Here is an 18,458-nt window from a genome sequence, read left to right as displayed (position 1 = left end):
CCTGTATGACTTATCATTGATGATTATAGTTAAATAAATTACCTATGAGACTGTTGAAACTTTGCCATTGAATAACTGTTTTTCAACGAGTCGGTCTAACGCAAAACGCCCACCATTAAAGATAACAACCAATGCGAGTAATACTCCCCATAATACATGTTCAGCATAAGCAACTGGCGCAATATCTTCTAAACTTATCACAGCAACAATATTAACAAAAAACAAACCTAAAGCAGAAAATCGACTCGCTAATCCAGCCATTAATAACAAAGGTAAAATAATTTCTGCACCGGTACCTAAATAAGCGGCTAATTCAAACGGTAATACAGGTACTTGATATTCATATTCAAATAACATCAGTGTACTCTCCCAATCTCTGAGCTTTGTTAATCCCGAGGCGAAAAAGGCCCAAGCAACATAAAAACGCGCAGCTAACAATGCGACGGGTTCTAACATACTAATTTTACTGGCAACATTACGATAAAAAAGGCTGGTTTGTAAAAATAGATTTTGTAAAGTATCCATGGTTATTTCTCTTTAAAATAATAAATTAAGTTACATTCAATAGCACTAATAAGCCATTGTTCAAATGAAAATTCGTTGTCATGATTAACCGCATTAAGGGCTTGTTCTAATGATTTACCAGCCAGTAAGTCATTGATAAAACGACCTTCATTTATAGTTAATGTTGTTACTTTGGGCTGATATTCGGGACGGTAAACCATCACAAATTGTTCTAAAGGCTTTACTGATAGTGCTTGCTTTGCATTATTCATTGCCATTTTTCGTTGCTGTTCATCTTCATGATGGTGTGCATAAAAAATATCTTCTAATGGAAATGCTGTTTTCAACACGCGCACATTCTGATTAAATTCAATAAAAATATGCTTAGGTTCACTTTCACCAAGCACTTGCAATGACGTTTGTACCAAGGTCTGATCACGACCATTTAATGCACAATGAATGTGCCAATCTAGAGTGGAACAATCAGAAATATAAGGATAAATCATAGCTATTTTTGTTGTTTCTAAAAAGTGAGAAAAATTTTCTCCCCATAGAGCCCAGTCGCCTTGGTCTGGTGGCGATTTCCTTAAAAATTGATAAACTAGGTCTTCGCCAATATCACTATCTAACAATTCAAATACTGTTGGAAAACTAATCGTTAATGCTCGTTGAGCGTTAGCCAGTAAATTTCGTCGATAAATGTTAATACCTTTAGCATCAAAACCACATTGTTCTAAAACGGTTGAACCTTCATGCCAAATAACGTCTAGCAATATTTGCTGAAGACTTTTATTGAGCTCATTTTTACCTGGTTCATTAATGCATAGTTCAGTTTCAGATTGTTCACTCATGTGCTCTTTCTCACTAATACCGCATCGGCAATATCACGCGCTTTTTTAGCTTCAGCAACCAGTACTGACCACTCGGGCAAGTCGCTATCCCATTCAATAAGTGTCGGCAGTGCCCCAAAACGGGTTAGCGCTTTTTTATAGCCTAACCAAACTTCATCAGAAACAGGGCAAGCATGATCATCAATGGTCAACTCTCCCACCAAAGGTATGCTACAACCGGCTAAGTGAATTTGTGCCACACTCGCCACGGGTAATTCATTAATATAATCAGTGATAGATTGCTGAATATCGCTGTTATCAAAGTTCACACTATTAACGGCAATGTTATTAATATCTAACAATATTTTTGCCCCCGTACGTTGATAGAGCTGCGCTAAAAATTCAGCCTCTGAAAGATGGCTTTCATCAAACTTTATATAAGCAGAAACATTTTCAATAATAAGTTCCCGCCCTAAAAAATCTTGTACTTTTTCAACTTGTTCACACATCGTGGCTAACGTCTGCTGAGTATGTGCAATCGGTAACAGATCACCACTGTGAATAACTTGCCCTTGTTGCTGTCCCCAAGTAAAACAGGCATGTTCAGACATAAGAAATGGGTCAATATTTTCCGCTAATATTTTCAAACGATCCAAGTAATGCTGCGGAATATTCTGTACAGAGCCAAGCCCCATTGACGTTGAATGCAAACTGACTGGGTATTTTTCTCTAACTTGTTTAAGTACAGATAACGCAGCTCCGCCTTGGCCAAAAAAGTTCTCCGAATGTACTTCAATAAAATCAACCTGTTTGGGCTGAGTTAATATGTCGGTAAAATGAGGGTGCCTTAGACCAACGCCTATCATTACATTACTGTTTAATACCGACATACTCATTATTTAAGCGCCTTTCGTTGCTTTATAAAGCTTTTTAGCATCTGCTTTTGAGAGTCCGCCAAGTGTTGAGCAAGTGCCTTTTGTTACTAGCTTCCATTCACCTTTATCATTATCTACTTTTGACTGACCGGCACATGAATGGGTACCTGCTAAATTTGCACAATCGTTTTGTGCCGCTTTTGCTACGCCATAACATTTTTCTTTCTTATCTGCTGCTTCTGCTGGTGCAACAATACCTGTCGAAATTACTGCAGCTAGTGCTGCACTTACTAATAATTTATTATTCATGATTTATCCTATTATTGTTTAAATGAGCAACTAGGTTTGTTGCTCTAACCATTGTATTAATTCTTGTGGTGGTAACCCACCTACACGTTGTTCAATAATGACACTATTTTTCACCAACATCAGCGTTGGTACACTACGTATACCATAATCAGCAGCTACACTTGCCATACTATCGACATCAATTTTAATCGTGTTAAATCTATTCTTCATCAGGTCAGAGGCTTCTTCAACGATGGGATCCATTGTTTTACATGGCCCGCACCATGAAGCAGTAAAATATAACAGTGAATATTGATGCTGAGATAATAGATCATCAATTGAGTCACCTAATGCTAGTTTTTTAATCATCAATCCTTACCTAATGGGTGAGTATTAGTCGTAAATCTTTTCAATTTGCGCTTCTGTTAACCCTTTAATATCGGTCCAATTAGTCTGAGCTGTTTCAATGTAACCCGGAATATCTGTTACCCATTTTTTTTGTACGTCTTTATTGAGGTTTAAATATAATTTGTCACCACGGATATGCCAGGCCATAGGATCTGTATCAAACTTTTTATTCATCGTAACGCCAAAGGCACAGAAACCACCGTACTGTGGTGCATATTTACTGGGCTCAGATTTAAAAAGATCACGGTTATCTGCCGTAGAAAACTGATAAATAGCGCCGTTGTAAGCTGCTGTGAATTGATCTGAGCCTTTCGTTGGTGAGCCTTTAGTAAAATAAGATACGGTATCATAGCCTTTAATCGCTAAATCATTACCATTGGCATTTACTTCAATATTCGCCGCAAAACTTAAACTGCTAACTAATAATGCAGAAGTTGCGAAAGTAGATTTTATCAATGTTGAAATTTTCATTTTGTTGCTCCAGTATTTAATTTTACTGTGTCATGTTCAAGGTTTGTTTATTAATAAGGATGTTTCCTTGATTGATAATATAGGCCTTTCAATTGCCTAAAAGGAATGAGATAGTCCTAACTTTGAACCCAATCGTCCAGAATAGGCATAAAGAGAGATAAAATGGATCAACTTTCAGTCATCTTGCAACGCTTTTCGATGAATACTGAGGTTTTCTTTGCCGGAAATTTATGTGGTATTAGTCATTTTAATCGCGAGCAAAATCAGGGACACCTGCACTTACTTCGCAGTGGAGAGTTAACGCTGATTGATGAGCGAGGTAAACCTCAATTAATTAATGAACCGACCGTGTTATTTTTCCCAACACCTCATGCTCATCGTATTATTGGTAGTGAGCACAATCCCCCTGAATTAGTTTGCGCTAACATCATCTATAACGAAGGCTCCTCTAACCCCATAGCTAATGCTCTGCCTGCGAGAATGCTCTTTACACTTGGCGAAGACGAAAAACTGAAAAAAACTGCAGATTGGTTATTCGAAGAAGCATTTCACGAACGATGTGGACGACTTCCTATGATTAATTCGTTAACCAATACCTTTCTTATTCATGTACTTCGCCATGTACTCGATAATAATATTATGCAGCATGGATTACTCGCAGGATTGGCCCACCCTCAAGTCTCGAGGGTATTATTAGCTATTCATAATACGCCACAGCAACAGTGGAGCTTAGAAGAAATGTCTGAGCTTGCAATGATGTCCCGTTCAAAATTTGCAGATATTTTTAAATGTACTGTTGGTCAAAGTCCAGGAGATTATTTAATTAATTGGCGTATTGTTGTGGCTAAAGGCTTACTAAAACAAGATAAATCTGTGGCATTAGTGGCTAATGCCGTTGGTTATGAAAATGGCTCGGCATTAGCACGGGTATTTAGAAAAAAACTGGGAATATCCCCAAAGCAGTGGCTTGAACAAACACGCTAACTTAATTTGACTATGTGACAGGACTTATTTTTTGGGCAACCAAAATTTGCTGCTATTAACGAGAGAAAGATGATGGAGTGTAAGTGAAGTTTATTGTGTTTTAATAACAAAATACTTTAGCGCTACTAATGAAGTTATCTTTAATAATAAAACCAGCTATTGAAAAATAGATTATAAATAATAATTTATGCAATACTGATGTTGTTTTTATTTAACCGCCAAACCGTAAACTAAAAAACATTACAATTTTTATTTGCTTAAACATTTAGCTTCAATATGATCTATTGATGAGAAGATAGCGGTATATGCAGGGAAATTTTTGGTGAAAGAACATTTAGTCAATAAAAGTAAGGTTAGACGACTAACAAACGCTGATTTTGGTCAATTATCCACGGGTGAATCGACACAACTTTTTACCCTACAAAACAACCTTGGTACTCGGATCAGTATTACTAACTTTGGCGGCATAATTACCGCCATTAACACGCAAGATAACAAGGGTATGATTGCTGATATCGTTTTAGGTTACGATAACATTGAAAGCTACGAACACGACCCTTATTATCTAGGCGCCGTGATCGGTCGCTACGCTGGTAGAATTGAGCAAGGGACTTTCAGTATTGCTGATGAAACTTTTCAGCTGGCCTTAAATGCTCCTGACAGCCAACTTCATGGAGGAAAAAAAGCCCTTAACAAGCAATTATGGCAGGCCAATAAATTTCAAAATAACAGCTCGGCAAGTGTAGCGCTCACTTATACTAGCCCTGATGGCGAAGAAGGTTTTCCCGGCACCGTTAACTTCAAAGTAATTTATACTTTAGATGACGATAACCAATTCACCCTTGAGTATTTTGCCAGTACCGATAAAGCCACCTTAGTTAATTTAACGCAACACAGTTATTTTAATTTAGCGGGACATAACAGTGGTAATATTTTAGATCATCAAGTTTATATTAATGCTGACCATTTTTTACCTATGTGTGAACGTGTCTATCCGACAGGTGAAAAAAGACCGGTTGCTGGAACGGTTCATGATTTTACCAACGCTACAGACTTACGTACTTTGGGCGATGAAATAAACGGTGAAGATGAACAAATAAAAATTGGCTTGGGTTATGACAATTATTGGCTTTTAAATAAAGAATCTTTAGCGGGGGAAGTGCTTGCAGCACAAGCTGTCGAAAAATACTCTGGGCGTTGCCTAAGTATTTATTCAGACCAACCTAGCTTAATTTTATATACCGCCAATTATATTGACGGTAGCCAAGTAGGTAAAGACCACTGCCGATACCAGTCACGCGCTGCACTTTGTTTAGAAACCCAACGCGCTAATAGCTTGCACAAAGGTTGCTCTATCGACAATGTGCTATTGACCCCTGAAGCAGATTTTTATAGTAAGACTCGCTGGGTTTTTTCTTGTCTTTAGCGTCAAAAGGATAAGCATAGGCATAGAAAGAAGCTTTAATCCTTTCTATGCCTGCTAGCTTATTTAATAATAAACATAATCAAAGCGCCAGCCATTGCACCAAAGATCGCAGCAAAAAATACTTGCTTATTTTGACCACTCCCCTTTTCTCCTCCACCGACAAGATCTACTTCAAGCGCTTCAACAACAATGATATTGCTTTGTGCTGTTTCAAAAACTGACGATAGACCAAGTACCGTATCTTGGGAGGCATTCCCGTAACGCTCTACTCGTTGAACCGTTCGTAAACTAATAGCGCAGGCATCGGCTAAATGTTGTTGTGTCCAACCTTTGGCCGTACGTAACTCTTTTATTTTTTTAGCGTTAACGTCCATATTATTTACCAAACAACATAAAGAAGACTTTTGCCAATAAAAATCCCAACAGCCCTCCCGCTAAGAAACAATATGGGATGTACCACCAGAGCTTATCTTTACTGAGTTGGCGACTTTTCTTTAAGGCTTTTTTTATGGTTTTTACATGGACATCATTTTTTATCAAGGTACAGTGAGTTTCACCGGTAAACATATTAACAACATGTAATTCAACTTCATAAGAGTCTGCACCAATAGAAAAATGATGAATTGATTTACGTCTAAACGACCATTTTCCAGAGACCAATACATCATCAACATAAAGTCGCTCTTTGCCATTAACCGCTGAGCAATTTAAGTAAACAGTATGGTCACCCTCAATAAAGCTATAGTTGAAACCTTCGCGAAAACTTATCGTACCTTCCAAATCTTGTTCAGCTGTTATCGTATTCGGCGGTATATTTTTTTCTGTGCTTTTCTTTGTCGTGTTTTCTATATTATTTTCCATAATGTTGCCTTAGTTAGTCTTATTTGTGTGAGGCCAGTAAAACTTTTTTCAGTAATAAAGTCTGCGTCATTGAGGTGACAGTACCCCTAAATGTCATATGACAACATCAGTGTCACAGAAACTAACGTATTGAAAATATTAAACAACACAAAATAAAAGAGGGCAACATAATTGTTGCCCTCTTTTATGCTAAGTCAACCTAGTTAACTATACATCTAATAAATCTTTAATTTGTTGGGTGATTTCATCGATTCTATTAATATCTATCGGGGCAATAAAGATAGTATCATCGCCAGCTAATGTGCCTAAAATTCCGGCGGGTTCACCTAAACTGTCTAGCATTCTCGAAATCAATGGCGCACCACCAATACCGGTTTTCAAAATTATTTGCATATTATTATGCTTAACACTGACCACAACCGACTGAATAGATTGCTTTGATTTAGGTACTGCAAGCTCATCAGGTAAAATATAAACAACTTCAGTATTGGCGTTACGCATTTTAACTGCGCCAAGTTTTGACAACAAACGAGATATTTTCGCTTGTGACATGTTTTTAAAACCTTGCTTATCTAAAGCTTCAGCGAGCTGACTTTGTGAACCGTAGCATTGATCTTTTAATAAGGATTTAAATGCTAAAACTAATTCTGCTTCATTTTTTTTACGGCTAGAAATCATATCTTCGCTGGTACAGTAGTTATATTATTTTTTATTTTAAGCGATTAACACTATATTCACCTAGACAAATTTATAAAAACTAGTGTTAACTTGGTATTTTCACTAAAGAAATAACACCTAAGGATATAACGCCACATGAATCAAGCCTTAGCCCAAAACAAAAAAAAGTAAAAACTGGGCAATAAACAGCTGAATTTAATAACTTTTACGATAGTGCTTCGCGAGGGTATACCCTTCTTTTATTCGATTAGTATCCGGGTTTACCCTTCGTTACTTTTGATTTACTGCTGATACGCTAAGCAGCAATTTTACTTTACTTGATAGTCATACATATTTACTTGCTTACAATTTTTAAACATTTTTCAAACGCATATGTCTGACAAAACTTGCTTACATTTGTTAACATTTAGTTATATAAAAAATAATAAGAATTTATCGAAGAATCATGAACAATTATCTTTCAATGACCCATCGCTTAATAGGCTGCAAATAATGTTGAGTAAAAACTTAATAAGAAGTACCTATCAACTGTTGTTTTTATTACTGACATTTATATCAGTACCCGCTTTATCTGCTGATCCACAACATGAAAATGAAACTACGGTATTTGATAAAACATTCAGCTGGCAAGCTATGGGTGGGATCTCAGGTATTTACCAACAGAGTCAATTAATGGGGGTTGAGCCATCAGAATTTGAAGATTACCTTAATATTTCACTGTTACTTGATGTTTATTACAAAGGTTTTTTTATCCAATCAAATCATCGTCGCTCTGATGCTGTCACGCTAGGAGGTGAAATAGGCTACGAACTCATTGTTGAAGACAATTGGGAACTCGATATTATCACCAAAACTTATGTACAGGGTTATCAGCCTAAAGAATTAATAAAAAATAGCGACTCTGGTATCTCCACCTTACTCGGTTTACAAGAAAGAGACTCGGGTGAAGGGTTAGGCTTTCGTTATTCCCACTTTTATGACGATGCTATTTTATCGGTCGATGTCGCCGCACTTATCACCGATGGCTGGGTGGCTGATATCTTTTATAGCAAGTTGCTTCCCTATAGAAATTGGGACATTTATCTTGGCGCAGGTCTTACCCACTATTCATCACAAGTGACTTATTACTTTGTCGGTGTTAATAAAAATGAAGTTTCAGATATGCGTTCTTTTTATAAACCCGGTAGCAGTTATAAAGCACAATTAGAAGTATTTGCTCGCTACCCTATCTCTCAAAAGTGGTCGTTTAATGGTGGTGTAACTCAAAGTTATTATTCTGCTTCTTATAATGACAGCCCTCTAATTGGCCAGCAACACTTAACACAAGTGATGTTAGGGGTACTTTATGTCTTTTAAATTTAGCAAAGGACTTGCTAAAAAGTGGTTATTACTAAGCTGTTTATTCGCAGGGTCGACGTCTAGTGTCGCCGCAGAAATAACACAGGAGAAACAAGTTCAGCTAGTCGAAAAATCGCCAGAAAATCACGTGAGCTTTTCAGCACAACCTGCGAACTGTATTGCTTTGCGATATGGCAGAACCTGTTACGCTAACGTAAAAATAAACTGGTCTAGCGATATTAAGCAAGATTATTGTCTGTTGATTAAACCAGAAAAAACAGCACGAACAGTTCAGCAAAACATAAAATGCTGGAAAAGTAGCAATGGCAACGAAATTATTTTTAATTTTGAATCAAATAATAAAATTGAATTCCAGCTGATGTCCTCTAAAGACAAGCAAGTTATTGCAGAAACCGCAGTAGAAGTAAGCTGGGTGCACGAAGCAACCCCAAGAAAACGTCGCTGGCGTATATTTTAATGCTAACGTCAGATGTAATAAGGATAAAAAAATGACCAGTCGAATCTTATTAGTAGAAGATGATTTAACCTTAGCTGATTGGGTTTGTGAGTATCTTCGCGAACAAAATTTTATTGTTGATCATGTCGCTCGTGGTGACTTAGTCATGGCCGCCATGGCAAAATTTCAACCACAATTGGTATTGCTCGATATTATGTTACCTGGTTTGAATGGTATTGAAGTATGCCGATTGATTCGCCAAGAAAGTCAGTTACCGATAATAATGCTTACCGCTAGAGCGGATGAGTTTGATGAAGTTATAGGCTTAGAGGCCGGCGCTAATGACTATGTAATAAAACCTGTTCGTCCACGTGCCCTACTAGCGAGAATAACGGGTGCGCTTAAGCATAGCGCGCCAACCGAATCATCTACGCAAATAATAACCTTCGGTTCACTCATTATTAATGGTGAAGCTAAGCGAGTCACCTATAAAAATGAAGAGGTGGAATTATCGACCAGTTTATTTGCCTTTTTAACTTTTCTTGCTAGCCATGCTGGCGAAGTTGTTGACAGAGACACCGTATTTAAAGCGTTAAAAAGTCGCGAATATGACGGACAAGATCGCCGTTTTGATGTGATGCTTTCAACACTACGGAAAATATTTAAAGACGATCCACAAAAACCACAAAAATTTAAAACTGTTTGGGGTAAAGGCTATTTATTTGTGGCCGATGCGTGGGCTGAATAAAAAATGAAACGCTTGTATATCAGTATGGTAGTTGCCGTGTTGGGGGCATTATTCATTATAAGTTGGGGACTAGATAAACTGGTCGCAAAACAAGGTAATGAACATGAAAATACAGAGTTAGTGGTTTACCAGAAACTCATTGATGGTTTTGAGCAACAGTTATCAAGCATAAAAGCTGATGAATTATTGGAAAAAACCAATCAATTAGCAAAGAACTTTCAAGTCAATGTTTCACTTGAAAGTACCGATAACATTGCTCTGCCACCCTCTTTACTGGCACAACTCTCACAATCAGGTGGTTTATTACTCGCTTCTCAAGATGATGCTTATTTATTAAGAAAGATATCCTTGTATCCACAAACGCTGATACATTTACAATTACCACCGATGGTGCCAGAAAATGAACAAGAAAATCTACTTTTCACCTTGATCCTCTATCTAGGCATTTGTGGTATTTTACTGCTCTGGCTGTTGCCATTAACTCGTCGCCTTTATTTACTGACATTTGCCGCTGCTAAAATTGGCGCTGGCGATCTATCAATACGTGTTCCTTATAACCGTTTATCTTATATAAATACCTTAGAAAGCAGCTTTAATAATATGGCGGCGCGCATAGAGAAATTGGTTGCTGACAATAAAATTCTTGCCCGCAGTATTTCTCATGATATTCGCACACCTATGTCATGCCTGCGATTTGGCGTTGAAGCAGCATTAGACTGTGATGATTTAAACAAAAAAAATAACTATCTTTTACGTATGGAAAACGAATTGACCCGCATGGAAGATATGACAACTGCTTTTCTTGACTATGCGGGTATGGAACGACAGAGCTTTCATTTAAATACCGAATTAATTGATGTCAATAACCTCATTGAGCTCGTGACCAGCGACTGTCAATCATTAGCAGAGCAACATAATATTAAATTAACTTGTCAGTCGTTAAGCATAGAGAAATTCTATTCTTTAGACTTTCATTGGTGTTATCGCGCCGCATTAAACTTAGTCAGTAATGCTATTCAGCATGCCAATTCACAAGTCATATTATCGGTAGAGCTAACCCAGCAGGGGTTTTCCATTGCGGTAGAAGATGACGGTAAAGGTATTCCAAAAGATAAACGAGACGTCATTTTTTCACCTTTTATAAAACTTGATAGTTCACGTTCACGAGAGCAAGGACACTTTGGTTTAGGGCTTGCTATTAGCGCTAAAGTGATGGATTGGCACCAAGGAACCATTAAAGTCATTGCAGGTCTTCATTTATCAGGGGCACGATTTATTCTACTCTTTCCGGCGCAGAGCCAAATAGAAAAATAATAATCATTTACAATACTTTGTAACAACACAAGGTGTGATCATAATAAAATGAGTATGCTATTATCGTTATCATTTACAGAAAGAATGATTAAGCGGCGACTGCAATTTTGTATAAGTACCCTATTAAGTTAATTACCGTCCCTACTTACGGTAAATATGGGTAATGCTAAAGCTTTAACTTCCTATATTTATAACTTTCTATTAGTATACCGCCTGATTTCATCTTGATAAAATTAACTAAACCCTTTTAAAATAAAGGACTATTTTGTTTTTTATTTTTCAAAACTAAACACTAGCAGTAAATAACTATGAGTAAAGTTGTTAATAACAACCTCCTAAAACAAGTGCTAACGAACTATCGGTGTTCTGTTGATCAATGTAGCGTATCTCCTTTAGGGAATGGCTTAATTAATAGCACTTACTTGGTGTGGAATATTAACGATAATTTTGTTTTACAACGAATAAACAAAAACGTTTTCAAAAAGCCAGAAGACGTCATTAATAATGCCGAATTGATTAACCAACATTTATTAGCAAAAAAGCAGCAGAATTTATATTCTCTATCGCCAATATGGCAAATACCGACTATCGATAAACAGCCTTTTGTTATTGATGAACACAAAGAGTATTGGCGTGCTATTGGCTACATACCCAACTGTTTTACTGTTGAAGAAGTTGAAAATCCCTTACAAGCACGACAGGTCGGCTCAGCTTTTGCTAAGTTTACAGCAGCATTAAGTGATTTTTCTGCAACGTCATTAACCGAAACCATTCCTGACTTTCATAATTTATCTAAACGAATGAATGATTTAAAAACGGTAATTGAGACCAATGCTAAGCAGCGTTTATCTTCATGCCAAGCACTTGTTGATTTTTGTTTTGCACAGCAAGTTTTTATTGATGAAGTCACGAGCCTTACTCAACAACTTCCACTGCAAGTTACCCATAACGATACTAAAATTAACAATTTATTATTTTGTGCTAAATCCAACCAACCGCTGGCTGTCATTGATTTAGATACCTGCATGCAAGGATATCTTATGCATGACTTTGGTGACATGGTAAGAACTTGCTGTTCAAATTTACCTGAAGATGGCAAAGATTTAACAAAAATGGCTGTTAGATTTGATATTTACAGCGCGCTAGCACAAGGCTACATAGAAGCTTTTGGTGACAAAATGTCGACACTTGAAAGACAAAGCTTAACGATTGGCGCACAATTATTACCTTTTATGCTCGGCGTTCGATTCTTAACTGATTATCTAGATGGCGATAATTACTTTCATGTTAAGCATCAAAATCATAATCTAGAACGTGCTAAAAATCAGCTTAACCTTTATCAGTTGTTACATAAAGATCGTGAAAAACTGAATGAAATAACCACTGATTGTGCCCTCGCTATAAATTAACCCCTGCTGTTGCCTTTGGTCAGACTTATAAACGGGGTAGAGATAAAGTTGTTACTTATATTAAAGGCGACACGACCGGCTAATCAATCACCTTTCCCTTCTTTATTGCCTGTTATTTTGCCACTTTTGCCACTTTTGCCACTAGAACCCCAAGTTATAATGTGAGAGGAATACGATAAAGTACTTTATAGTCGACTAATTTGACCTTATTGTCATTGTATGTTTTTTAACCTACACTGTTTTCAAAATATAATAATAAGAATAATAATGGCTCGCTATAATAACGTCACTCCAAGGTTTATTAAATACGCCATGTTAGTAAGCCTTGCATTTATATTGATAATTGCCAGTAACTTAGTTAATAACATCACAACATTTACTCAAAACGATAATGAACAACAATTTGCGGAGGTAAGCACATTGCAAACCAGCATTGGTCAGCAAGCTCGATTCTCGCTTTCTGATGGTTCAAAAGTTAAGCTCAACACCAATAGCCTAGTCAAAGTCAGTTTTTCAAAAAAAATGCGCTTATTAACGCTTATAAAAGGCGAAGCAAGCTTTGATGTTACTAAAGATAAAAGTCGACCCTTTATGGTCAGGGTGGGTAAAAATTCGTTTACCGCTTTAGGGACTATTTTTAATATAGAAAAAAAATCAAACAAAGATATCGAGCTTGTTGTGACCGAAGGCCGTGTTTTAATTAGTGAGTCATACCAGCCTATTGATCAATTAGTGAAACAACAAACAAGGTTAACAACAGACCGTTTACCTGGTGTAGTAATTGCGTCAGGTGAAATTGCCACCATAGAAAATAGTGCCTACACCGCGAATAAAAGAATGTCTTTTGAGCAAATTCAGCGAGTACTCGCTTGGCAACAAGGTATGTTAGTTTTTAATGGTCAACCCTTAGATGAAGCTTTAACTGAAGTTAGTCGTTATACCACCATAAAGTTTGAAATCATTGATAGTAAACTCACCCAAACAAAGGTTTCAGGTTACTTTAAAGCGAACGATATCGATGGGTTGCTTGAATCTTTAAAAAACAACTTTAATGTTCAATTCGAAAAAGTAAATAATAACATCATTCGCTTAAGCCTAAGCAATAAAAAAAATCACTAAAGCGGTTATTTCTAGGCTGGCGCCGAAGACCTTTTTTAAAATATTATCTCATTTACTAAAAAAGCAAAGTACTAAGACCTTGCTTTTTATTAGGTTTTACTGTTAATAATATTAAATTTCTTAATATTAGCTATCAGGATCAAGACCCTGCTTAATTTTTTCTATCCGCTCTTGGTGTCTATGATGCGCTTTCAGTGCATTAACAGAATAAGCGCCAACAATAGCAACAATGGGGATTAATAATGCTAGTGTCGCCGGATTAAGTAGTCTTTCTAACCATCCCATCAGTAAGTCCTTGTAAAATTATTAATGTAGCTTTAACGGTTATTCTTCGAAGTAAGTTCCCCAACCATCATAATCAACTTTACAAAGATCGGCTAACTCAAACATTTTTTTAGTCTCTTCGAAAATAATCTCTTCATCGAGCGGTTGTTCAGTAATAATATCAAAAGCGAAAACTTTATCACCATTTTCTAGCTCAGCTTCTTCAGGGTCTTCTATTTCTAAACCCATTTTAAAAGCGGTAATAGCCGCTTTTTCTAGCAGATCAAAATCTGTACTAGAAAAATGATGCTCAATAGTGTGATGTACCTCTTCGTTGGTACCATCTTCGATAAGGGCATTCACTAAATTATTGGTGTGATCTTGCCATTGTTGCAAATCTTCATCTATCATCATGATCTCTATTTTTAAACTTTATTTTTTAGGATTAGCTCGTTTCCAGACTCTTTACTGAGCTCAGCAATTTTCACAAGCATACTTTTATGGGCGGTGTTAGCGACTTCTCTAATACTTTCTTTAGCTTGGTCATTAAAATATATAGGCTCTAATAGCTCAATAATCAATTTACCGTTGTTCCAACGACCTAATTTTATCTTGCCATGTAAATTACTGACACAAACAGGAATAATAGGTACATTTGCTTGTTGTGCTGTTCGAAATGCGCCGGTTTTAAAAGGCAGCAAACCTTTACCATTACTTCTAGTTCCTTCTGGAAATAACCACACCGACAGCTCTTTTTCAGTAATCTTTTTTGCAGTTAACGCTATGGTATTAATAGCTTTGCTTGAATTTGAACGATCAATTAAAATGTTACCCGTTAACCAATACATTTGGCCGAAAAAAGGGATCCACTTTAAACTTTTTTTACCAACGCTAACAGTAGAAGGCTGAACAGCTGCACTAACAGTAAAAATATCGTAGCTATTTTGGTGGTTACATATATAAACTGCTGGCCCAATATCTTTAATACTTTTGGGTATTCTAACCTCGATAGTTAGCCCTAAAAGTGTCGAAACCTTACTCAAATAATGCGAGGTATGAAAGACATTATTACGATGAAAGGGTCGTAAAATACTATAAATACAAGCAGCACAACAAATAAAGACTAAAGCTAGTGTCATGACAATAAAACGAATTATGGCTAACAAATTTACATCCTAATTATTATATATCGGCGCAGTATACCTTATAGATGTTCGACTACAAAACTCATTTTTATTAACCCAAATTGGGGTAAACAGCTATTATTTATCTAATGGAAATTATCGGGCTATTTGAATTTCTCTATATTTCATATAAAGAACTTTTAAACGCTCATACTCGAAAGCTCAACCTGAAGCATAATACCTAAAGGGTAAATTAGCGCGCACATCAATACTGCGTAAAAAAGTCAATAATATCTCTTCATTACCACTAACACCTAATTCATCAATGAGGATTTGCAAGGCAAGCATATCAACTCCTACCCCAAAAGCATCACGTAACGAAGATGGCCCTAGTATAAGCAAAATTAAATAAGGCCCTGGGGTAACGTCCCATACACCGAGTGTTTGACCAAAATCTTCATTTTGTTCATCTAGACCTATTTTCGTTGCCACATCAAATACACCAAAAAGACCAAGAGTGGTATTTACCGCAAAACGGCCAAGAGTTTCAACGCCAACACTAGGTTTACCTTGTAAAAGTGCGTTGATGAAAACAGTAAATTCTCCTAGGTTTCTAAAAAAATTACTAACCGCTCTTTCAACAAAGTCAGGTGTTATCGCTTTATAACCAGCAACAACAGGTAAGAGTATGTATTCATCTGCTTTTGCATTAAAGTAATACATACGTCGATTAAACCCTTCCCAAGGATCGTCATATTGATTAGTAACGGCTACTTTTTGATAGGCTAAAGACAACTTCACTAGAGGCACTTCCACATGACCTTCTAACTTAGGTACTGATGAACAGCCGTAAAGTAAACTAACCAAGATAATGGCGCTATTTTTTATCAGTGAATTATAAAACGCTATCATTGTTGAATACCTTGGAATTGGCTATTCATGTAAGCAACAAAACTTGCTCTATCAATGTTTCCACAATGTCCGCTGCGCGGGAATATTTTTGCCCTTGCGCCAAAAACGTCTTGTAAATACTCCACTTCACCTTCAGCTAAAATAATGTCATCCGCATTGGTTACTAGACTTATTTTTGTGGAATTACGTAAATAACTTTCTATATTTATCAGTCCCAGTCGTGCAATAAGTGCCTCACGCGTTAAATCAGTCTCACTTTCTTGTTGCCAAGGCACGAGCACTTTTTCAAAGTAGTCCTTAAAGTAATAACACTGGCTCGATACATAGAGTGAGTAATACTTTCAAATTTATCAATTTTATGATTTTTATGATTTTTATGATTTTTATAAATAATACCGCCGACGTTATAACTAACATCTAATGCAAACAGCATATCCGTCGACGACATCCTAAATGATGCACCGATTAACAGTTTTAATTGTTATTCTGATAACTGAGCATCTTTGAATAAAGCATAAATAGCGCTTTGCGACAACGAAGATGATTCTTGTTCTGCATAACTATTAGCAAAACCTAAAAATATATCATCAAGCGTAGTTTCCGCAGCATCAGGACCATTTTCTTTTAAATTTAAATTTAAATAGCTATCAAGAATGTTAACTGAATTATATAAACTTACGAGTGGATTTATTAGCACAACTTTTTCAAAATTAAAAATCTGCTCACTTTCATCAAGTTTAGCAACATAAGCTGAGTGAGCCCCCTAGACTATAGCCAGTTAAAGAGAATGTCGTTGCGACAACCTCATTTTCAGTGATGACTTGTTGGTAAAATTTTTGCACGATGCCATAAAGGTTTTTAGCATCTTGTTCTAACACCCCAGGAAAATCTGTAGATGAGTCTAAATTAATAATAAAGTTAGAATATGTCGGCGAAGAAAGCGAAATAACATGATAGCCTTGTTGAAACAAAGTTTTTGTAAACTGATCATCTTTTCACTGTTATAACTTGCGCCAGTGCCAGCAATCACAAAAACTAGTGGTGCTTGTTCGGTTTGCTTTATCAGCGAGTATTTCATCTTAGTGCTATACCAAAACACCTGAGGGATTGATGTAATTGAACGCAATGCTATCGATTTTTCTATGGTTGGAATTTCTAATGGTAATATTGCCTCGCTTTCTTGGCAATATCCGGTAACTGTTGCTTGATACCTTGTGTAGTCTATATCACAAGTATTGGCTTTTACTTCCAATTCACCTTGGTCATTAGCACTACATGCTGTGCAACAACACAGCATGTATACTTAAAAATCGCACAACTTCCCTTACTATTTAACATTATATGATTAAATCTATTGGCTGTAATTATAACTGACTAATGATCAGGCTCCTAAAGAACAGCCATTATTATCTTCAATAACATACATATAAATAAGGTCATTAAAGCCAATTATTTCACACGTAATATTTTATTAAGCTGAATACTCACGGTGATTTTTATACAGTGTTGAATAAGTTTAATTCTTCGACTAATCAAATATTAAGCGATATAAAGTAGTATTTAAGCTAAATATAACGTCTTTTTTTCAATACTTACCTATAGTTAATATCTAGTAAAGGTTAATTAAAATAATAAAAACATTAATTTTTTGGAATAGGTTATCTCATGAAAATATTGATAAAATGGATGCTATCACTACTATTTACCTTAAGTGTATTACCTAATGCACAAGCCTACGACGATGAAAAAAAAATACCAAGCGCCATAGAGGGATCCTTAATTAGTGGCTGGGCCAATTCGGCGGTAATTTTTGAGGCTTTAGATAAAGGTTATGATTTAGAAGCCATAGGGTTCCCGCTGACAAGCAAAGCCACTGGGCCATCTGAGACACGATTAATTAACAAATCTGAAACTCACCAAATAGCGATCGTTTTTGATAATAAAGCTTTTAGTGCCCAAAGTGGTTTTTCACATCAGCGGCTTGATCAAATTAATGAACAGACTTTTTTTATTCAAGGCAGTTACCGAGTACTACAACAAGAAAATTTTGCCTTACTTGTTACTGCAAAAATAGAGTCTTTAAGTGATCACTCAATCTACCAGTTTTACAGTAATGACTTTGTTTCAAGCGAAGTATCTTCCAGAGATATTAATGGCGCAAAATCCTATGCTAGGTTTGGTATTCTAGGTCAATATTCAATAAACAATAACTGGTATGTGAGCGGAGGGTTAACATCAACAGCCCATGAAGATTCTACGAACAATTTACCTATTTATACTATTCAAAAAGAACAAGTAGCGATATTTGGCACCACCTACACTTTTTAATCTTCGGTCGCTATAAAACCAATAGAATGACGTCATCACAGAAGGGGGGGGCTAAAAAATCAATAGTATTTCGTCATCACCAAAGGGTCACTAAAAAATCAATAGAATGTCGTCATCACA

The 18,458-nt window shown here is 36.4% G+C and carries 25 protein-coding genes; 9 read left to right on the top strand and 16 right to left on the bottom strand.

Going from position 1 to position 18,458, the window contains the following annotated elements:
- Positions 1–42 precede the first annotated feature (42 nt).
- Genes H4J66_RS00775 through H4J66_RS00750 form a run of 6 tightly spaced genes read right to left on the bottom strand, consistent with a single transcriptional unit; the run spans position 43 to position 3,376 of the window.
- Complete coding sequence (locus H4J66_RS00775; RefSeq protein ID WP_070375773.1) at positions 43–525, bottom strand: DoxX family protein; 483 nt, start codon at positions 523–525, stop codon at positions 43–45.
- A gap of 2 nt (positions 526–527) precedes the next feature.
- Complete coding sequence (locus H4J66_RS00770) at positions 528–1,355, bottom strand: DNA-binding domain-containing protein (RefSeq protein ID WP_182169291.1); 828 nt, start codon at positions 1,353–1,355, stop codon at positions 528–530.
- On the bottom strand, positions 1,352–2,230 hold the full coding sequence (locus tag H4J66_RS00765; RefSeq protein ID WP_259368617.1) for a DUF692 family multinuclear iron-containing protein: 879 nt from the start codon (positions 2,228–2,230) through the stop codon (positions 1,352–1,354). Before H4J66_RS00765 ends, H4J66_RS00770 begins: the two co-directional genes overlap by 4 nt.
- A gap of 3 nt (positions 2,231–2,233) precedes the next feature.
- Entirely contained in the window at positions 2,234–2,518 is a 285-nt protein-coding gene (locus H4J66_RS00760) for a DUF2282 domain-containing protein (RefSeq protein ID WP_070375771.1), read from the bottom strand.
- Positions 2,519–2,548: 30 nt separating this feature from the next.
- Positions 2,549–2,866 carry a co-chaperone YbbN gene (locus H4J66_RS00755; protein ID WP_182169289.1) on the bottom strand — a complete coding sequence of 106 codons (318 nt, stop codon included), beginning with the start codon at positions 2,864–2,866 and terminating at the stop codon, positions 2,549–2,551.
- Between the two features lie 24 nt (positions 2,867–2,890).
- Positions 2,891–3,376, bottom strand: a complete 486-nt coding sequence (locus H4J66_RS00750; protein ID WP_070375769.1) for a YHS domain-containing (seleno)protein — start codon at positions 3,374–3,376, stop codon at positions 2,891–2,893.
- Between the two features lie 162 nt (positions 3,377–3,538).
- Between H4J66_RS00750 and H4J66_RS00745 the strand changes: the two genes are divergently transcribed.
- Positions 3,539–4,360 (top strand): AraC family transcriptional regulator, encoded by an 822-nt coding sequence (locus H4J66_RS00745; RefSeq protein WP_182169288.1) that lies wholly within the window; start codon positions 3,539–3,541, stop codon positions 4,358–4,360.
- A gap of 322 nt (positions 4,361–4,682) precedes the next feature.
- Positions 4,683–5,786 (top strand): aldose epimerase family protein, encoded by a 1,104-nt coding sequence (locus H4J66_RS00740; protein WP_182169286.1) that lies wholly within the window; start codon positions 4,683–4,685, stop codon positions 5,784–5,786.
- Between the two features lie 59 nt (positions 5,787–5,845).
- On the opposite strand, the gene H4J66_RS00735 is transcribed toward H4J66_RS00740, so the two are convergent.
- The 3 genes from H4J66_RS00735 to argR form a co-directional block, all read right to left on the bottom strand.
- A complete protein-coding gene (locus H4J66_RS00735) occupies positions 5,846–6,160 on the bottom strand; it encodes a helix-turn-helix domain-containing protein (protein WP_182169284.1) in 315 nt (104 codons plus the stop codon).
- A gap of 1 nt (position 6,161) precedes the next feature.
- On the bottom strand, positions 6,162–6,647 hold the full coding sequence (locus H4J66_RS00730; RefSeq protein ID WP_182169282.1) for a hypothetical protein: 486 nt from the start codon (positions 6,645–6,647) through the stop codon (positions 6,162–6,164).
- A gap of 207 nt (positions 6,648–6,854) precedes the next feature.
- Positions 6,855–7,325, bottom strand: coding sequence for a transcriptional regulator ArgR (argR, locus tag H4J66_RS00725; protein ID WP_070375764.1), 471 nt, complete (start codon positions 7,323–7,325; stop codon positions 6,855–6,857).
- A 492-nt stretch (positions 7,326–7,817) separates the two neighbouring features.
- Between argR and H4J66_RS00720 the strand changes: the two genes are divergently transcribed.
- The 6 genes from H4J66_RS00720 (at position 7,818) to H4J66_RS00695 (ending at position 13,710) form a co-directional block, all read left to right on the top strand.
- Positions 7,818–8,681, top strand: a complete 864-nt coding sequence (locus H4J66_RS00720; protein WP_182169281.1) for a MipA/OmpV family protein — start codon at positions 7,818–7,820, stop codon at positions 8,679–8,681.
- Complete coding sequence (locus tag H4J66_RS00715; protein ID WP_182169279.1) at positions 8,671–9,141, top strand: DUF3019 domain-containing protein; 471 nt, start codon at positions 8,671–8,673, stop codon at positions 9,139–9,141. Before H4J66_RS00720 ends, H4J66_RS00715 begins: the two co-directional genes overlap by 11 nt.
- A 31-nt stretch (positions 9,142–9,172) precedes the next feature.
- Complete coding sequence (locus tag H4J66_RS00710) at positions 9,173–9,868, top strand: response regulator transcription factor (RefSeq protein WP_182169277.1); 696 nt, start codon at positions 9,173–9,175, stop codon at positions 9,866–9,868.
- Positions 9,869–9,871: 3 nt separating this feature from the next.
- Positions 9,872–11,182, top strand: coding sequence for an ATP-binding protein (locus H4J66_RS00705; protein ID WP_182169275.1), 1,311 nt, complete (start codon positions 9,872–9,874; stop codon positions 11,180–11,182).
- Positions 11,183–11,490: 308 nt separating this feature from the next.
- A complete protein-coding gene (locus tag H4J66_RS00700) occupies positions 11,491–12,591 on the top strand; it encodes a phosphotransferase enzyme family protein (RefSeq protein ID WP_182169273.1) in 1,101 nt (366 codons plus the stop codon).
- A gap of 267 nt (positions 12,592–12,858) precedes the next feature.
- Positions 12,859–13,710, top strand: coding sequence for a FecR family protein (locus tag H4J66_RS00695; protein ID WP_182169271.1), 852 nt, complete (start codon positions 12,859–12,861; stop codon positions 13,708–13,710).
- Between the two features lie 126 nt (positions 13,711–13,836).
- Here H4J66_RS00695 and H4J66_RS00690 read toward each other — a convergent pair whose 3' ends face one another.
- From H4J66_RS00690 to H4J66_RS00660, 7 genes are all read right to left on the bottom strand, one after another.
- Complete coding sequence (locus H4J66_RS00690) at positions 13,837–13,995, bottom strand: hypothetical protein (RefSeq protein ID WP_182169269.1); 159 nt, start codon at positions 13,993–13,995, stop codon at positions 13,837–13,839.
- Positions 13,996–14,034: 39 nt separating this feature from the next.
- Positions 14,035–14,388 (bottom strand): ribonuclease E inhibitor RraB, encoded by a 354-nt coding sequence (gene rraB, locus H4J66_RS00685; RefSeq protein WP_259368619.1) that lies wholly within the window; start codon positions 14,386–14,388, stop codon positions 14,035–14,037.
- A gap of 11 nt (positions 14,389–14,399) precedes the next feature.
- Entirely contained in the window at positions 14,400–15,140 is a 741-nt protein-coding gene (locus H4J66_RS00680; protein WP_220463151.1) for a 1-acylglycerol-3-phosphate O-acyltransferase, read from the bottom strand.
- Between the two features lie 180 nt (positions 15,141–15,320).
- Positions 15,321–16,010, bottom strand: coding sequence for a VacJ family lipoprotein (locus H4J66_RS00675; RefSeq protein WP_182169267.1), 690 nt, complete (start codon positions 16,008–16,010; stop codon positions 15,321–15,323).
- The gene (locus H4J66_RS00670) at positions 16,007–16,285 is read right to left on the bottom strand and encodes a hypothetical protein (RefSeq protein WP_182169265.1); all 279 of its coding nucleotides are present in this window, start codon (positions 16,283–16,285) and stop codon (positions 16,007–16,009) included. Before H4J66_RS00670 ends, H4J66_RS00675 begins: the two co-directional genes overlap by 4 nt.
- 206 nt (positions 16,286–16,491) lie before the next feature.
- Positions 16,492–16,707 (bottom strand): hypothetical protein, encoded by a 216-nt coding sequence (locus tag H4J66_RS00665; RefSeq protein WP_182169263.1) that lies wholly within the window; start codon positions 16,705–16,707, stop codon positions 16,492–16,494.
- 204 nt (positions 16,708–16,911) lie between these two features.
- The gene (locus tag H4J66_RS00660; protein WP_182169261.1) at positions 16,912–17,307 is read right to left on the bottom strand and encodes a hypothetical protein; all 396 of its coding nucleotides are present in this window, start codon (positions 17,305–17,307) and stop codon (positions 16,912–16,914) included.
- Positions 17,308–17,675: 368 nt separating this feature from the next.
- On the opposite strand from H4J66_RS00660, the gene H4J66_RS00655 reads away from it, so the two are divergent.
- Positions 17,676–18,338, top strand: coding sequence for a hypothetical protein (locus H4J66_RS00655; RefSeq protein WP_182169259.1), 663 nt, complete (start codon positions 17,676–17,678; stop codon positions 18,336–18,338).
- The last annotated feature ends 120 nt before the right edge of the window (positions 18,339–18,458 follow it).

Source organism: Colwellia sp. MB3u-55 (assembly GCF_014076785.1).
Taxonomy (GTDB): domain Bacteria; phylum Pseudomonadota; class Gammaproteobacteria; order Enterobacterales; family Alteromonadaceae; genus Colwellia_A.
Note: the sequence above shows the minus strand (reverse complement) of the source record. Positions and strands in the feature narration are given on the sequence as shown.

Excerpts from the sequence above, each read along its gene's own strand:
- H4J66_RS00775 (WP_070375773.1), bottom strand. The coding sequence starts at position 525 with ATGGATACTTTACAAAATCTATTTTTACAAACCAGCCTTTTTTATCGT.
- H4J66_RS00770 (WP_182169291.1), bottom strand. The coding sequence starts at position 1,355 with ATGAGTGAACAATCTGAAACTGAACTATGCATTAATGAACCAGGTAAA.
- H4J66_RS00765 (WP_259368617.1), bottom strand. The coding sequence starts at position 2,230 with ATGAGTATGTCGGTATTAAACAGTAATGTAATGATAGGCGTTGGTCTA.
- H4J66_RS00760 (WP_070375771.1), bottom strand. The coding sequence starts at position 2,518 with ATGAATAATAAATTATTAGTAAGTGCAGCACTAGCTGCAGTAATTTCG.
- H4J66_RS00755 (WP_182169289.1), bottom strand. The coding sequence starts at position 2,866 with ATGATTAAAAAACTAGCATTAGGTGACTCAATTGATGATCTATTATCT.
- H4J66_RS00750 (WP_070375769.1), bottom strand. The coding sequence starts at position 3,376 with ATGAAAATTTCAACATTGATAAAATCTACTTTCGCAACTTCTGCATTA.
- H4J66_RS00745 (WP_182169288.1), top strand. The coding sequence starts at position 3,539 with ATGGATCAACTTTCAGTCATCTTGCAACGCTTTTCGATGAATACTGAG.
- H4J66_RS00735 (WP_182169284.1), bottom strand. The coding sequence starts at position 6,160 with ATGGACGTTAACGCTAAAAAAATAAAAGAGTTACGTACGGCCAAAGGT.
- H4J66_RS00730 (WP_182169282.1), bottom strand. The coding sequence starts at position 6,647 with ATGGAAAATAATATAGAAAACACGACAAAGAAAAGCACAGAAAAAAAT.
- argR (WP_070375764.1), bottom strand. The coding sequence starts at position 7,325 with ATGATTTCTAGCCGTAAAAAAAATGAAGCAGAATTAGTTTTAGCATTT.
- H4J66_RS00720 (WP_182169281.1), top strand. The coding sequence starts at position 7,818 with ATGTTGAGTAAAAACTTAATAAGAAGTACCTATCAACTGTTGTTTTTA.
- H4J66_RS00715 (WP_182169279.1), top strand. The coding sequence starts at position 8,671 with ATGTCTTTTAAATTTAGCAAAGGACTTGCTAAAAAGTGGTTATTACTA.
- H4J66_RS00710 (WP_182169277.1), top strand. The coding sequence starts at position 9,173 with ATGACCAGTCGAATCTTATTAGTAGAAGATGATTTAACCTTAGCTGAT.
- H4J66_RS00705 (WP_182169275.1), top strand. The coding sequence starts at position 9,872 with ATGAAACGCTTGTATATCAGTATGGTAGTTGCCGTGTTGGGGGCATTA.
- H4J66_RS00700 (WP_182169273.1), top strand. The coding sequence starts at position 11,491 with ATGAGTAAAGTTGTTAATAACAACCTCCTAAAACAAGTGCTAACGAAC.
- H4J66_RS00695 (WP_182169271.1), top strand. The coding sequence starts at position 12,859 with ATGGCTCGCTATAATAACGTCACTCCAAGGTTTATTAAATACGCCATG.
- H4J66_RS00690 (WP_182169269.1), bottom strand. The coding sequence starts at position 13,995 with ATGGGATGGTTAGAAAGACTACTTAATCCGGCGACACTAGCATTATTA.
- rraB (WP_259368619.1), bottom strand. The coding sequence starts at position 14,388 with ATGATGATAGATGAAGATTTGCAACAATGGCAAGATCACACCAATAAT.
- H4J66_RS00675 (WP_182169267.1), bottom strand. The coding sequence starts at position 16,010 with ATGATAGCGTTTTATAATTCACTGATAAAAAATAGCGCCATTATCTTG.
- H4J66_RS00660 (WP_182169261.1), bottom strand. The coding sequence starts at position 17,307 with ATGCTGTGTTGTTGCACAGCATGTAGTGCTAATGACCAAGGTGAATTG.
- H4J66_RS00655 (WP_182169259.1), top strand. The coding sequence starts at position 17,676 with ATGAAAATATTGATAAAATGGATGCTATCACTACTATTTACCTTAAGT.